A 15,397-nucleotide genomic window follows, 5' to 3' on the forward strand; every position below is an offset into this window, starting at 1 on the left:
TCTCGACTCACCGTATTTTCACCTATGGATAACCTCGTGCGGGCACTTTGGTACTGATGTTGATATTCATAAAGCCGAGTTTGCCTGCCACATCCATTACCCGCACCACATCTTGGTGCGCAGCTTTGGCATCGGCAGCAATAATCACAGGCATGTCACGGCGTGCATTGGTGGCTTGCTGGATTGCTGTGGTCAATTGCGTTTCGTCATTACCTGCCAAGGCCTGCCCATTGACCATATACTTGCCAGAGGCTTGCACCACCACTTCCACACGATCATCGGTCGATGCAGGTGGAACGCCTTGTGCATCAGGCAAAGTCAAATTAATGCGGCTATGTTGATTAAACGTGGTCGATACCAACAAAAACACCAATAAGAATAACAAACAATCAATCATCGGCGTCAGATTGACTTCGATTTCATTGACTCGTGGACGACTAAACTTCATCAGCCACCTGCGCATTGATCAACACAGGATCAGTCACGGATGACGACGTCGCAACATGACCACCGACCTGCTCCACATCATAAAACAATGCAGCATGAAACAATGTAGCTTGTTGTTCTAATTCGACCACATATTCCACAATGACCCGCTGAAAATAACGATATGCCATCAACGCAGGAATCGCAATAATCATCCCCGCAGCCGTAGTAATCAACGCTTTAGACACGCCTTGAGCCAATAACGCAGGATCAGCAACACCGCCCGTATTCACCGCCAAAAAGGCTTGGATAATGCCCAGCACTGTACCGAGTAAACCCAGTAAGGGTGCAATCGAACCAATGGTGCCTAAAAAGTTAATATTTTTTTCAAGCGATGCAATCTGCACGCTGGCTTCGGTCTGCATTTGCTTTTGCGCAAAGTCAGCGCCTTTATCTTTATATTGATAGCCTTTTTGTAAGATTTTGCCTAAAGATGACGAAAATAATGTATTTTGCGACTCGATATTCAAGCGTCCGCTTTGTGCTTGCGCCAAGATTTCATTGCTCAGATTCTTCGGTAAAATCTGAGATTTTTTGAGTCGTAAAAATCGCTCAATACAAATCGCCAAAGCAACAATCGAACATAAAATCAGTGGTAGCATCAGCCAACCACCTGCTTTAATAAATTCCCACATAGACCCCTCTTTTAAAATTCATCAACCTCGCTTGGGTTGAATTTCGTTATTATTGAAACACTTTTAAAATGCCATCCAACTCATCGAGTGAATGATATTTAATCACAATTTTGCCTTTACCTTTGGCATGGTGATCGATCTGCACTTCTGCACCGAGCTTTTCCATCAGCTGTTCGGTCAATTGGCTAATATCCGCAGACGGCTGCGCTTTGGCGGGCGTCGCCACAGGTTTTTGTAAATCACGCACCAATTGCTCGGTCTGGCGCACAGACAAGCCCTTCGCCACCACTTGCTCAGCAACTTTAATCTGCTCTGTTTTTTTCAGCGAGAGAAGCGCTCGTGCATGCCCCATGTCAATTTTTTGCTCATCCAACAAGGCTTTGACTTGATCCTCTAAGCTCAGTAAGCGCAATAAGTTACTCACCGAAGCCCGTGCCTTACCGACAGTTTCAGCAATTTCTTGATGACTTAAGCCAAATTCCTCATGAAAACGCTGTAAAGCCAAAGCCTGTTCCATTGGATTTAAGTCCTGACGCTGAATATTTTCAATTAACGCCAAAGCAATCGCCACCTGATCGGACATCTCACGCACGATCGCAGGCACATGCGTTAGCCCTGCACGTTTCGCCGCACGCCAACGACGCTCACCCGCAATGATTTCGTAGCGCACTTCTTGCGCATCACTTGCTACCTTACGGATCACGATCGGTTGCATCACGCCATGTTGCTTGATCGAGTCACTCAGTTCTTGTAAGGCTTCATCGGCAATGTGTTGACGGGGTTGATATTGTCCACGTTGCAACACATCCACCGAGATTTGCTCAAGCTGACCATCTTCAATATCCGCAGTATTTAGGGCTAAATTTTGCTTTTCTTTATTGACCGAACCGAGCAATGCATCCAAGCCACGACCTTTGGCTAAGCCACGTTTTTTGACTGTCATGCTTTTGCTCCTAAATCATTGTGCTTGGTCTTTGCGGTGTTTTGTACTGAAAGCTCTGCGGTGCTTTTGAGTTCTTTTTTAATTTTTTTCATCAATTCCGCAGCGAAAGTAAGATAAGAAACAGCCCCTTTTGAGCTTTTTTCAAAATACATCACAGGCATACCATGTGCAGGTGCTTCAGCAAGACGCACATTGCGTGGAATCACGGTTTGAAAAAGTTTGTCACCGAAATATTGCTCAAGCTCAGCAGATACATCCTTGGTCAAGGCACTGCGCCCATCGTACATGGTGCGAAGCACACCGAGGATGTCTAGGTTTGGATTTAAGGTTTGATTGATCCGTTCAATGGTCTGACAAAGATCCGCTAAACCTTCTAGCGCATAATATTCACATTGCATCGGAATCAACACGCTATCGGCGGCGCAAAAGGCATTGACGGTGATCAGATTCAAACTCGGTGCACAATCAATCAAAATAAAATCAAAATCACTGGCGACTTGCGCCAAAGCGTCTCGCAAAATAAATTCACGTTTTTCTAGCTCAGCAATGACTAACTCTGCACCTGCAAGCTCTCGGTTTGAGCCCAAGACTTTATAATTCGATTCGACTTTTTGAATGGCAGCAATGATTGGTGCTTCGCCTGAAAGCACATCGGCAACACTAAAATTCAGTTCATTTTTCGGCACGCCAGAGCCCATGGTGGCATTGCCCTGCGCATCTAAATCCACCAAAAGCACACGTTTTTTGAGTACCGCCAGAGATGCTGCAAGATTCACTGCGGTTGTGGTCTTCGCCACGCCACCTTTTTGATTTGCGATTGCAATAATCTTCGCCATAATCGGTCTACTCAACTTTTAAAATCTAACACCATGTCATGCAACCGTGCATCGGACTTGGCTTGGGCAAAATATTTTATAATCATCTACGGTCTATCATTTATACAGCATTTATGCGTCAAATCGAAAGCCTAGACTGTTTCAAAACGCAAATCTAACTGGACGCTTCATCTGACTTTATAACAAACATTTCAACTGACGCTTATCATCCATCATGCATAAATCATCCAAAGTGATCATTTCTTTAAAATAATCAAATGGCGCTGTTCGTCCAGATTCGGCACACGAAGCGCAATCACCTGCTGTTGCCAATCAGCCAATTGATCCAGCTCATCATTCGGCACCACACCTTTCATGGCAGCAATCACAGATTGATCATGCATAAATGGTTGTGCTGCATTGACAAAATCCAGCAGTGAGGCAAAAGCTCGACTGGTAATCACATCAAATTGTCCAAGCTCAGCGATACTTTGCTGATCTTCAACACGAGTCTGCACCGCTTGCACATTATCCAGCTTCATATCTGCAATAAATTGCTTGAGAAAGCGAATTTTCTTGCCATTTGAATCCAGCAACACACTGCTACGCTCAGGCTGACACAATGCGATGATCATACCCGGCATACCGCCACCTGTACCCACATCGAGCATTCGCCCTGCAGGAAAATGAGGCAAAATACTCAAGCTATCGAGCAGATGTTTTACCAGCATGTCTTTTGGGGTGCGAATCGCTGTGAGGTTATACGCTTTATTCCACAGCAACAACGCATCTTGGTATTTCAGCAAATTCGTCAGTACCTGTTCAGACAAGTCCAAACCCAGTGCAGAGACGCCTTTGGCTAAATCTTGATAATACGGATGCTGAGACACAGAAAAACCTCAATTGACTAAGTTGCAATGCGAACGGCGCCTATTATGCGTGGAACATCTGCAAAAACGCAAATCTGTTTCACTCAAAATCGACTTTGCCACATGCCATTTGCTGAGAATTAAATCGCTTGCTCACGGATTTGCTGATCCAATTGCATCAAACGCTCTGGTGTACCGACATCGACCCATGCTGTCGTCATTTTTTCACCGCTAACTAAGCCTTGTTGCATCGCATCTTTAAGTAGTGGCGCAAGTGGGCGTTTGCCCTGTGGTAAATCTGCAAACAGCTTCGGCGACAACACACTAATCCCCGAAAAGGTTAACGCTTCGCCGTCATTTTCCTGTTCAAACGTGCTGACCATTTGCTGATGTGCACTCTCTGCACTCAAAATAAAGTCGCCATTTGGATGTTGTGGCGGATTATCCACCAAAACCAAATGCGCAAGACGATCACCCAATGCAAAGTCCTTTAAGCCCGAAAAATCATAACGTGTCCAGACATCGCCATTGACCACCAAGAACGGCTGATCCTCAAAGTGAAATAAGGCTTTTATCAGACCGCCCGCCGTTTCCAAGCCTTCATCTTCCAAAGACCAGAGGATTTTCACACCAAACTGCGAACCATCACACAAGGTATTAACCAACTGATCTTTGAGCCATGCCGCATTGATGATGATTTCCGTCACGCCAATTTTAGCCAGCGCCTCGATATGCCATACGATCAACGGCTTACCACCCACTTCTAACAATGGTTTTGGCTTATATAAGGTCAGCGGTCGCATACGATTGCCCAACCCTGCTGCCAAGATCATGGCTTTCATACTGTTGCTCCTGCTTGCGCTAATTGTTCCGATGTGATGGCTTGATAAACGCCATATTCTTGTTCAAATTTTGGCATCACCACATCCTCAACAAATTGCTGTAAAGCAAGCAAATCAGGACAATGCTTGAGCTCTTGACGCAGATACCACATTACTCGGGACATGTCTTTGAGATAGCCTGATTTACCATCACGCACATATAGACGCACAAAAATGCCGAGAATTTTTAAATGACGTTGGATTGACATCACTTCAGCATCCAATCGGAATTGCTCAATGCTACGCCCAACTTTGGCAGACTCAGACAGCATGCCATAAAACTGATCGACCCAACCTGCAACTTGCTCAGGCAACCACTGCACATAGGCATCTCGGATGATTGAGATCAAATCATAAGTATCTGGTCCAACTACCGCATCTTGAAAATCGATCACACCAAGCACCGATTCACCGTCTAACACCATGAGATTCCGACTATGATAGTCACGATGTACGATCACTTCAGGTTGATGTTTGAGGTTGTCTAAAATCCATTGATAACTTTGTTGTAGCATGGTGGCTTGTGCATCGCTCAGGTCAATGCCAAGTGCTGGAAGTAGCCATTGATCAAACAAGCGCATCTCATCGGTGAGCTTTTGGGCACTATATTGCGGAAAAAGCTGTGCCTCGTGAGCAATCGTTTGTAGCTGAATAATTTGTCTAAAGGCTTGTGTGTAATATTGATCGACCGTATTTTGCGTCAATACTGTAGAGAGCAATTGATCGCCAAAATCTTCAAGTAATAAAAAACCTTGCGTTAAATCTTGCGCAACGATCTGAGGCACACGCGCACCATGCGCAGACAAATAGCTTGCAATCTGAACAAATGGCGCACAGTCTTCTTTTTCTGGCGGTGCATCCATCAGCATATATTGGGTCGTTTCAAGCTGAATTCTGGCATAGCGCCTAAAACTCGCATCTCCAGCTAAGTAATTGATTTTAAAATCTTGTTGTGGCAAAACTTGCTGTAGCCACGTTTCGATGAGTTGTTCACGTTGCATGTAAAGCGCATCCCAAATTGCAAAAAGCGTGCATTATTTAGCGAACTAAGTGTAGTCGTTTCCGCTTTTTTTCTCTATGATGCAATGAAAATATTTATTGCTGACTTGATTCGTTGCCATTGTTATGACACATCAATTTAAAAAAAATGCTTTATTCAAAGCCATCATCGGACTGATGAGTTTAACTGCATTCAATATGGCGTATGCAGAGGTCGAGTCTGCGCAATCGGATGCTGCTGAGACCGCTGAACAACAGGGCGCCAGTGAGCAAACAACTGCCCAACAAGCATCGACGACTGTGCAAGCTGATCAAGATCAAGCTGAACAAGATACAGCCGAGACCACTCAAACCAGCACCGCCAAAACAGTAAAAGCCAAAAATAGCAATTTAACTCCTGCTAATAGCGAAAAAGCCCAACAGTTTTATCAGCAATATTATTTAAGCCCTGCCGAAGTCATCGCTAGTGACCGTAATGATGTGCATCCCGACCGTCTCTGTTCTGGGGTGTGGGTGACACCAATCGGCAGCAATGTCGAAGCGCCAAGCGATCCGACTCAAGCAACGGCGACCATCGGCGCAGAAACCGCATATTACGATCCGAATGGCACATCGGTACTTGAAGGCGATGTACAAATCGACCAACAAGGTCGAAGTATTCGTGCCGATCGGGTCGAAATCGATCCAACCCAAACCTATGCCAAAGCGCAAGGTGAAGTGCAGATGGCGCAAGGTGGTTTGTTTGCGCAAAGCGATGAAATTAATTATAACTTAAAGACTCAGCAAGGCGATTTGAAGGATAGTTATTACATCAGCGAAGAACAACAAGCGCATGGCTATGCCTCCGATATTCGCCGTACCGCACCCGATATTGTCACACTGGAAAATGCCAGTTATTCGACCTGTGCACCGAGCACCAGCCCTGCTTGGCATATCCAAGCCAAATCGATTGAGCTCAATCAAACCACAGGACGTGGCGTCACCAAAGATGCGCGTCTGTATATCAAAAATACGCCGATCGTTCCTGTACCGTATTTCAATTTCCCAATTGATGACCGCCGTACCACGGGCTTCTTAGTGCCGAGCTTTGGTTATACCAATGATGGTGGCGTACAACTCAGTGTGCCTTATTATCTCAATCTGGCACCAAACTATGATCTCACTGTGACACCACGCTATCTCAATGAACGTGGCTTTATGGCTGAGGGCGAATTTAATTATCTGACTGAAAATTATGGTGCGGGTAAGATTTGGGGCGGTTATTTACCGGGTGATAATAGCTACGACAATCAAGATCGTAAAGAATTACACTGGCAACACTTTTGGAAAATTAATAATCAATGGAGTACGGCGGTAGATTACAACTACGTCTCCGATGAAGATTATTTCTCCGACTTGGGTAATTCGCTCAATAGTGAAGATGAAACCTATCAAGAGCGTACGTGGGTACTCAACTATGCCAATGGCATTCCTGGCATTACCGCACAGCTCAAAGTGCAAGATTTCCAAACTCTGGATGAATCGCTTGAAGATGTAGAAAAGCCTTATGCCAAATTACCCCAGTTGATCTTCCATTATGAAGGTGGCAACTACGATGGCTTGGAATATGGTTTTTATAATGATACGGCGTATTTTAAAAAATCCATTGATGATGGTTCTGCTTTAGAAAGTAGTGGTACACGAATTTATAATCAGCTGTATAGCCGTTACAACTATCGCACACCAAGCCTATTTGTGATTCCAGAAGTCTCGGTACGCAGCATCAACACCTACTTTGACCGTGATAGTAAAGTCAGCCAAGGCTATGACGAAAATGAATCTGTAGAAAAATCAGTCTCTGTACCGCAGTTTACCTTAGATACAGGGATGACTTTTGAAAAACAGGGTAAATTCCTACAGACCATTAGCCCACGATTGTTTTACGCCTACGCCCCTTATCAGCAACAAGATGGCTATCCAAACTTCGACAGTACCTATGCTTCGATCAGTTATGACCGCCTGTTTAGCCCATATCGCTTCTATGGACATGACCGCTTAGAGGACAATAATTTTGCCTCGCTCGGTGTGACTTATCGTTTGTATGATCAAGTCGGCTTGGAGCGCTTACGTGCCAGTATTGGTCAGAGTTTTTATTTTGCCGATCGCAAAGTGCGCCTCGATACTGACAATGACCCGATTGCGACCGACGACTATTCTGGTCCTGTAATGACTTTTTCTAGTCAGCTGAGCAACACCATCAATGTCAATTCAAATGTCGCATTTGATGCGGATGGCAAAAATACACTGAGTAATCTCACCCTCAGCTATGCCGATGATGTCGGTCAACTCTACAATCTCGGCTACATCTATCGTGACGAGTTGGCAGATTTACGCCAACAAGCCTATCAGCAAGTGGTCGGCTCATTTGTGCAACCGATTCACAACAATTGGCGCTTAATGGGTCACGTACAATACGACATCGACAATGACCTGACACGAGAAATTCTGCTCGGGGTAAATTATGAATCGTGTTGCTGGGGCGTTTCGGTCTATGCACGCAGATATTATAATGATCTGGATGACCCAACCGATGAAGATGTCTCTGCGAAAAAAGCCATCATGGCAGAATTTAGCTTAAAAGGCTTAGGTGGTTTAACTGGTAAACTCGCCTCTTTATTAGAAGATCGTGTCATTGGATTTGATCATGTTAACCAAACTTGGACGCAACGTTAATGAATAACCCAACTGTACTTCGTCAAACACTTGTTAAAATGCTTCGTGCATCTACGCTCGCCCTAGCGCTATCGACCTCAGCATCGCTTTACGCTGCAAATATCGATCAAGTAATCGCTGTGGTCGGTTCGAGTGCGATTCTCAAAAGTGATTTAGATCAAGCTGCTGCGGTGATTCAACAACAAATGCAAAGTCAGGGGCAACAAGTGCCACCTGCGCCGATCTTACGTCGACAAGTGTTGGATCAATTGATTTTACGTCAAGCCCAAGTGGAACAAGTGCGCCGTTTTGGCATTAAGCCAAGCGATGCAGAGCTGAATCAAGCAGTTCAATCGATTGCCAAACAACAAGGTGCTGCCAGCCTTGAAGATTTCCAAAAAAGTCTTGATGCACAGCGTCCAGGTAGCTATGAAGCGATGCGTAAACAAGTCGCTGAAGATTTAAGTGTCAACCGTCTGCGTCAGCAACAAGTCATGTCACGGATTCATGTGTCTGAGCGAGATATTGATAATTTCCTCAATTCACCACAAGGTCAAGCTGCACTCGGTAGCCAAGTACATGTCTTACACTTACGCATTGCACCGCAATCTGAAAGTACAGATGTTGCAAAAGTCACTGAAACAGCCAATCAAGTACGTGAAGCGCTCAACAATAGCGATGACATCAAAGCCATTGCCGATCAATACAATAATGATCAAATCGTAGTGCAAGGTGCCGATATGGGCACACGTGCTTTATCTGACATTCCAGCCGATCTTGCTGCTCGTTTGAGCAATTTGGAAGTGGGTAAAACCACTGAGCTGATTCAGGCTAAAGATGGCATTCATATTTTAAAATTGTTAGAACGCAGTGCTGATGGTAAAAAAGCCCTTGTGCCACAATATTTCACCCGCCATATTTTGATTCAACCGTCTGAAGTAGTCAGCCCTGAAGATGCCAAGCAACAGATTGATCAAATCTATAGTCGCTTGCAACAAGGTGCTGATTTCCAAGAAATGGCAGCGACCTATTCTACCGATTCTGGCTCAGCACGTAATGGCGGAAGTCTGGATTGGGTATCGCCTGGGGTGATGGTGCCTGAATTTGAAAAAGTCATGACCTCAACTGCTGTAGGTCAAGTTAGTCAACCATTCCAAACACAATACGGCTGGCATATCCTGAAAGTTGAAAACCAACGCCAAGTCGATATGACCGAAGAATATCAGCGTCGTATGGCGAAGCAAATTCTTGGCGAACGTCAGTTTGATGCAGAGCTCGATAGTTGGCTGCGTGAAGTGCGTGCAGAGGCATATGTCGATATCAAAGATCCGACCTTAAAAGACCCAAGTTCAACCAATTCTGAACCGCAAGCCAACGCTTCGCAAACAGCACCTGATTCGAACGCAGCGTCAAGCACCAAAAACTAATCATTTGACATCAAAATTGATTCATTTTCTTTTAAAAAACCAAATCTTGTATTTGGTTTTTTACTTTGTTCAAATCACATCCGCTCAAACGCCAGCACTCGTGTTAAGATTTGATGCTTAGAATTTCACACTCAAGTTAGACGGTTTCAATGATGCAATTTGTCCATTTAGGCATTCACAGCGAATATTCGATTACGGATTCGATTATCAGAATCCCTGATTTGGTGAAAGCTGCTGCCGAAGACAAGATGCCTGCTTTGGCACTGACTGACCTGTCCAATATGCACGCTGCGGTGAAGTTTTATAATGCTTGTCTTAAGCATGGCATTAAGCCAATTTTCGGTAGTGATCTACGACTTGGTGAAGAAAACCAACGTGTACAATTGCTTGCGATGAATCAAGCGGGTTGGCTTAATCTCACCGAACTGGTGTCTAAAGGTTTTACCGATGGACTGAAACTCGACATTCCAACCGTTCAGCCAGAATGGATTTGTCAGCAATCTGATGGACTAATTGCCCTGTTGGGAATTCATAGCGATGTCGGTCAAGCACTCTGCTCATCCAATCCTGACAAAGCCGAGCCACTGATTGACGCATGGAAAAATGCTTTTGGCGATCGGGTGTATTTGGCGATTAGCCGTGTTGGCTTGCCGAATGAAGAACTGTTTATCCAACAGGCATTGCAACTTGCACAAAAATATCAAATCGGTGTGGTTGCGCACAATGATTTACGCTTCATTAAGCAAAGTGATTTTGAAGCGCATGAAGCTCGGGTCTGTATCGCCGAAGGCTATGTACTCGGTGATGATCGCCGTCCGCAAAATTATACCGATCAGCAATATTTCAAATCCAATGCTGAAATGCAAACGCTGTTTGCTGATTTACCCAATGCGCTGACGAATAGTTATCTGATCGCACAGCGTTGTACGGTCAATCTGACTTTGGGTAAAAACTATCTACCTGATTACCCGATTCCGCCTGAACACACTATTGACTCCTATTTCCGTCATGTGTCAGAGCAAGGCTTAATCGAACGGCTTGCCTTACTTTATCCCGAAAATGAGCGTGATGAATCCTGGGCCGAGATTGATAAAAAATATCATGATCGACTGACCTATGAGATTGATATTATTCTCAAAATGGGTTTCCCAGGTTATTTTCTCATCGTCATGGACTTTATTGGCTGGGCAAAAAATAATGGCGTCCCTGTTGGACCGGGTCGTGGTTCGGGTGCAGGCTCATTGGTTGCTTATAGTCTAAAAATTACCGATCTTGATCCGCTACGTTATGAACTGCTTTTCGAGCGATTCCTGAATCCTGAACGTGTATCGATGCCCGATTTCGATATTGACTTCTGTATCGCAGGACGTGACCGTGTCATTGAGTATGTGTCACGTCATTATGGACGAGATGCGGTATCGCAGATTGCCACCTTTGGTACGATGGCAGCCAAAGGTGCGATTCGAGATGTGGCACGTGTTTTGGGTAAGTCGTATGGTTTAGCAGATCGGATTTCAAAACTTGTGCCGACCAAGCCACTCGGTGTTGATCTGAAAACTGCTTTGGAAATGGAAGCAGAGCTCAAAGACATGGTGACCAACCCTGCCAACCCTGAATATGACGATGCCTCAGAAATTTGGGATATGGCACTCAAGCTCGAAGGTATTACTCGTAATACAGGAAAACACGCAGGTGGCGTACTGATCTCTCCCGGAAAAATTACCGACTTTTCAGCGATTAGCTGTGAAGCCGATGGCACAGGTCGAGTCAGCCAGTTTGATAAAGATGATGTCGAAGCGGTCGGCTTGGTCAAGTTCGACTTCTTAGGGCTGCGAAATCTCACCGTGATTGAGGATGCATTAACCCATATCAACGCACGCTTACCTGAATCTGAACGGATTATCCTCGAACAGATTGCTTTAGATGATAAAGCAGCCTATGAGGTGTTCGCCGATGGCAATACCACAGCGGTATTCCAGTTTGAATCCGTCGGCATGAAACGCATGCTCAAAGAAGCACGCCCAAGTCAGTTTGAAGAAATCATTGCCTTTGTATCGTTGTATCGTCCCGGTCCGATGGATCTGATTCCTGACTTTATCCATCGTATGCACGGTGGCAGTTTTGAATATCTGCATCCACTGCTCGAAGATATTTTGAAACCAACTTACGGCATCATGGTTTATCAAGAACAGGTCATGCAGGCTGCACAGGTCTGTGCAGGTTATACCCTCGGCGGTGCGGATTTGCTTCGTCGTGCTATGGGGAAAAAGAAACCTGAGGAAATGGTCAAGCAACGGCAAATCTTCCTCAAAGGTGCAGCGACCAAAGACATTGATGAGGTCAAAGCCAACGAAATTTTCGATTATATGGAAAAGTTCGCAGGCTATGGTTTTAACAAATCGCATGCTGCGGCTTATGCCCTCGTCGCCTATCATACCGCATGGCTTAAAGCCCATTATCCTGCCGAGTTTATGGCGGCGGTGATGTCCTCGGAAATGCAAAATACTGATAATGTGGTGTTTTTGATTGATGACTGTCGTAGTAATGATCTGACCGTTTTACCGCCGTCAATCAATATGTCGGATTATCGTTTTAAAGCCAGTGACCCGAAAACGATTGTCTATGGACTCGGTGCAATCAAAGGCGTTGGTGAGCAGGCGATGCAGTCGGTGATTGATTCTCGAGTGGCGCAAGGCGAATATCAAGATTTATTCGACTTCTGTCATCGTATTGATCTCAAGAAAATCAACAAACGTACATTAGAAGCCTTAATTCGTGCAGGTGCGCTCGATTGTTTGGGTGAAGAACGTGCCATTCTAATGGAAAATCTTCCCGAAGCGGTGCAAGCGGCGGAGCAAGCTCGTAACAACCGTGAATCAGGCATCATGGATTTGTTTGGTGAAGTGGAGCAAGTACAGCGTAAACCACTGAAACCGATCAAACCGTGGAGTGATGAAGTCCGCCTCAAAGGTGAAAAAGACACGCTCGGCTTGTATCTGACAGGTCACCCGATTGATGTGTATAAAGATGAATTAAAACGCTTTATTCCAAATACATTGAATAATCTCAGTACCACACGACGTGGACAGACCACCGTGATCGCAGGGCTGATTATTGATGTGGCGCATTTCCCGAATCGCACCATGATCACCTTGGACGATGGCACGGCTCGTTTTGAAATATCCACAAATCGTGAACGCTTTGAACGCTACAAAGAATTTTTCCAAAATGAAACCGTGGTGGTGATTGAAGGGGAAATTTATGAACGAGAAGGTTTTGATCGCCCACTTGGACGACTCAGCAAAGCCTTTAACCTCAATCAAATCCGTGAAAAACGTGCCCAAGCGATTCATTTGCGCTTTCATGAAGATCAGTTAAGTGCTGATTTTGCCAATGATTTACTCACTGCGATTGAGCCATTTTGTCAGCAAGCCAATGCGGTACATATTCCAATCAAATTGCAATTGGAAAATCACTTTGCGACCTATGAATTGCAACTTGGTGAGGCTTGGCAAGTCACACCGACCGATGATCTGATGCTGAAACTGCGTGATCATTTGGGTAAAGAACATATTCGGGTGGAATATCAGGTTAAATCAAAAGCCGCGCAAGTGGTGAAACCAAAATATCAAGTGATTGACGAACCACCGCCACCTCCATCACATTTACAGCAAAATCGTCAAATTAATGAAGGTGAATTAGACGGCATGCTTCGTAGTGATGATGCTTTTGAGTATAGCGAAGACATGCGCTATTCCTAAGGCATGAATATAAGCACAAGCCACATTTATCAAATATTCTGAAATTTGAAGGAAATATGTCTACTCAAGCGACTGATTTACTTGATCATATCCGTATCGTGATGGTCAATACCACACTCCCTGCCAATATTGGTGCAGCCTTACGTGCCATGAAAACCATGGGCTTAAAGCATCTGGTGTTGGTTGCGCCAAAGCATTATCCACACCCTGATATTGATGCGCTGTCCGCAGGTGCCAGTGATTTGATCGAACATATTCGAGTGGTTGAGCGGATTGAAGATGCCTTGGCGGATTGTCATGTGGTGTTTGGCACCAGTGCCCGCAGTCGTACTATTCCTTGGCCGATTTTAGACGTCCGCCCTGCTAGCTTAGAAATCGCCAATGCGACGCAAAAAAATCAACAGGTGGCGATACTGTTTGGGCGTGAAGATCGTGGCTTGACCAATGAAGAACTGGCACTTGCCAATTATCACCTGACCATTCCAGTCAATCCCGAATATGGCGTACTCAATGTCGCACAAGCGATACAAGTCGTGTGCTATGAGCTGAGAATGGCATGCTTACAAAGTGTCGAAACTGTAAGTCTAAACAGTTCACTCGAAAGAAATGATGCAGAAGTAAACGCAGAAAAAGTCGAAGCCATGCAATTGGTACAAGGTCAGTCGATGCAATGGGATGAGCCTTTAGTGACTCAAGATCAGATGCAACAGTTTTATCCGCATTTTGAACAGACCTTAGCTGATATTGAGTTTCTTGATCCTGAAAATCCACGTTTATTACCGCTGCGTTTACGGCGATTATTCGGTCGGATACAATTAGATCGGATGGAATATCATTTACTGCGTGGCGTGTTTAGTCGAGTACAAGCCTTACGCAAAGGCACATGGCAGCCACAAGATAGCAAAGCCAATAAAAGCCCAAACGATAAAAAGCCTAGTAATCAAAATCAATGTGATGACAAAATGAACACTCAAGGAGATCGAACAGATGTTTAAACAACTTCAACAAGATATCCAAGCGGTGTTTGATCGTGACCCTGCGGCACGTAATGTTTTGGAAGTCGTCACCACCTATCCCGGCTTTCACGCCATTGTCATGCACCGCGTTGCGCATGGATTGTGGCAAAAAGAGTTGAAAGGCACAGCACGAGCGGTTTCTGCATTTTCACGCTTTGCTACAGGCATTGAGATTCACCCTGCAGCGAAGATTGGACAAGGTTTTTTCATTGATCATGGCATGGGTGTGGTGATCGGTGAAACTGCCGAGATTGGTAATGATGTCACGCTGTATCATGGGGTGACTTTGGGCGGCACAACTTGGGATAAAGGTAAACGCCATCCAACCCTTGAAGACGGTGTGATCGTCGGTGCAGGTGCGAAAATTCTTGGACCATTTACTGTCGGGAAAAATGCCAAAGTCGGTTCCAATGCCGTCGTGACCAAAGCGGTGCCTGCAAATACCACCGCAGTGGGTAATCCTGCACGATTTATTATGAAACAAGAAGAAGCAATCATCGAAAGTTCTTCACAAGATAATGCATGCGCCGATTTTCAGCCCTATGCGGCTTCACAGAGTGAACCTGATACGGTACTGGAAAGTCTACGCATCTTGTCAGATCGCCTGCAAAAAAACGAAGCACATCTACAACGTATGTGTACGCAACTTAGCAAGCTCGATCCAGAGTTTAAGCGCCCTCACCTCACACCACTATCTAAGCAAGATAAACAGGTGCTTGAAGAAGTACAGCGGGAATATGACTTGAGTATCGAATCAAAGTCATGAGTCTATTGATTGAATTATATTGAGCTGTTCATTGCATTTACAATTTCAATGGATATTTTGTTTTTGACTAAACAATCCGTTACGTGATTATCAGATCAAATCTTGAAG

Annotated in this window: 12 protein-coding genes; 5 read left to right on the plus strand and 7 right to left on the minus strand. The window is 44.9% G+C overall.

The features are described from left to right. Window positions 1-22: 22 nt before the first annotated feature. The 7 genes from BLQ60_RS03165 to BLQ60_RS03195 form a co-directional block, all read right to left on the minus strand. Complete coding sequence (locus tag BLQ60_RS03165) at window positions 23-448, minus strand: ExbD/TolR family protein (RefSeq protein ID WP_092615790.1); 426 nt, start codon at window positions 446-448, stop codon at window positions 23-25. After that, window positions 438-1,121 (minus strand): MotA/TolQ/ExbB proton channel family protein, encoded by a 684-nt coding sequence (locus BLQ60_RS03170; RefSeq protein WP_092615793.1) that lies wholly within the window; start codon window positions 1,119-1,121, stop codon window positions 438-440. Before BLQ60_RS03170 ends, BLQ60_RS03165 begins: the two co-directional genes overlap by 11 nt. 49 nt (window positions 1,122-1,170) lie before the next feature. Beyond that, window positions 1,171-2,064: a ParB/RepB/Spo0J family partition protein gene (locus tag BLQ60_RS03175; protein WP_092615796.1), complete on the minus strand. Its 894-nt coding sequence runs from the start codon at window positions 2,062-2,064 to the stop codon at window positions 1,171-1,173. Then, window positions 2,061-2,900: a ParA family protein gene (locus BLQ60_RS03180; RefSeq protein WP_092615799.1), complete on the minus strand. Its 840-nt coding sequence runs from the start codon at window positions 2,898-2,900 to the stop codon at window positions 2,061-2,063. Before BLQ60_RS03180 ends, BLQ60_RS03175 begins: the two co-directional genes overlap by 4 nt. A gap of 236 nt (window positions 2,901-3,136) precedes the next feature. Further along, a complete protein-coding gene (rsmG, locus tag BLQ60_RS03185; protein WP_092615802.1) occupies window positions 3,137-3,769 on the minus strand; it encodes a 16S rRNA (guanine(527)-N(7))-methyltransferase RsmG in 633 nt (210 codons plus the stop codon). 119 nt (window positions 3,770-3,888) lie between these two features. Further along, window positions 3,889-4,590: an N-acetylmuramate alpha-1-phosphate uridylyltransferase MurU gene (gene murU, locus BLQ60_RS03190; RefSeq protein ID WP_092615805.1), complete on the minus strand. Its 702-nt coding sequence runs from the start codon at window positions 4,588-4,590 to the stop codon at window positions 3,889-3,891. Then, window positions 4,587-5,630, minus strand: a complete 1,044-nt coding sequence (locus BLQ60_RS03195) for an aminoglycoside phosphotransferase family protein (protein ID WP_092615808.1) — start codon at window positions 5,628-5,630, stop codon at window positions 4,587-4,589. The genes murU and BLQ60_RS03195 overlap by 4 nt, the downstream gene beginning before the upstream one ends. Window positions 5,631-5,754: 124 nt before the next feature. Between BLQ60_RS03195 and BLQ60_RS03200 the strand changes: the two genes are divergently transcribed. The 5 genes from BLQ60_RS03200 to cysE all read left to right on the plus strand — a co-directional run bounded on the left by BLQ60_RS03200 (window position 5,755) and on the right by cysE (window position 15,289). Then, the gene (locus BLQ60_RS03200; protein WP_244515944.1) at window positions 5,755-8,340 is read left to right on the plus strand and encodes an LPS-assembly protein LptD; all 2,586 of its coding nucleotides are present in this window, start codon (window positions 5,755-5,757) and stop codon (window positions 8,338-8,340) included. Then, on the plus strand, window positions 8,340-9,746 hold the full coding sequence (locus BLQ60_RS03205) for a peptidylprolyl isomerase (RefSeq protein WP_092615812.1): 1,407 nt from the start codon (window positions 8,340-8,342) through the stop codon (window positions 9,744-9,746). Before BLQ60_RS03200 ends, BLQ60_RS03205 begins: the two co-directional genes overlap by 1 nt. Window positions 9,747-9,898: 152 nt before the next feature. Next, window positions 9,899-13,507 carry a DNA polymerase III subunit alpha gene (gene dnaE, locus BLQ60_RS03210; protein ID WP_092616096.1) on the plus strand — a complete coding sequence of 1,203 codons (3,609 nt, stop codon included), beginning with the start codon at window positions 9,899-9,901 and terminating at the stop codon, window positions 13,505-13,507. 56 nt (window positions 13,508-13,563) lie between these two features. After that, complete coding sequence (locus tag BLQ60_RS03215; RefSeq protein ID WP_092615816.1) at window positions 13,564-14,502, plus strand: RNA methyltransferase; 939 nt, start codon at window positions 13,564-13,566, stop codon at window positions 14,500-14,502. Continuing rightward, window positions 14,495-15,289 (plus strand): serine O-acetyltransferase, encoded by a 795-nt coding sequence (gene cysE / locus BLQ60_RS03220; RefSeq protein WP_092615819.1) that lies wholly within the window; start codon window positions 14,495-14,497, stop codon window positions 15,287-15,289. Before BLQ60_RS03215 ends, cysE begins: the two co-directional genes overlap by 8 nt. Window positions 15,290-15,397 lie beyond the last annotated feature (108 nt).

Origin of the sequence: Acinetobacter marinus, assembly GCF_900096915.1 — a bacterium.
GTDB lineage: Bacteria > Pseudomonadota > Gammaproteobacteria > Pseudomonadales > Moraxellaceae > Acinetobacter > Acinetobacter marinus.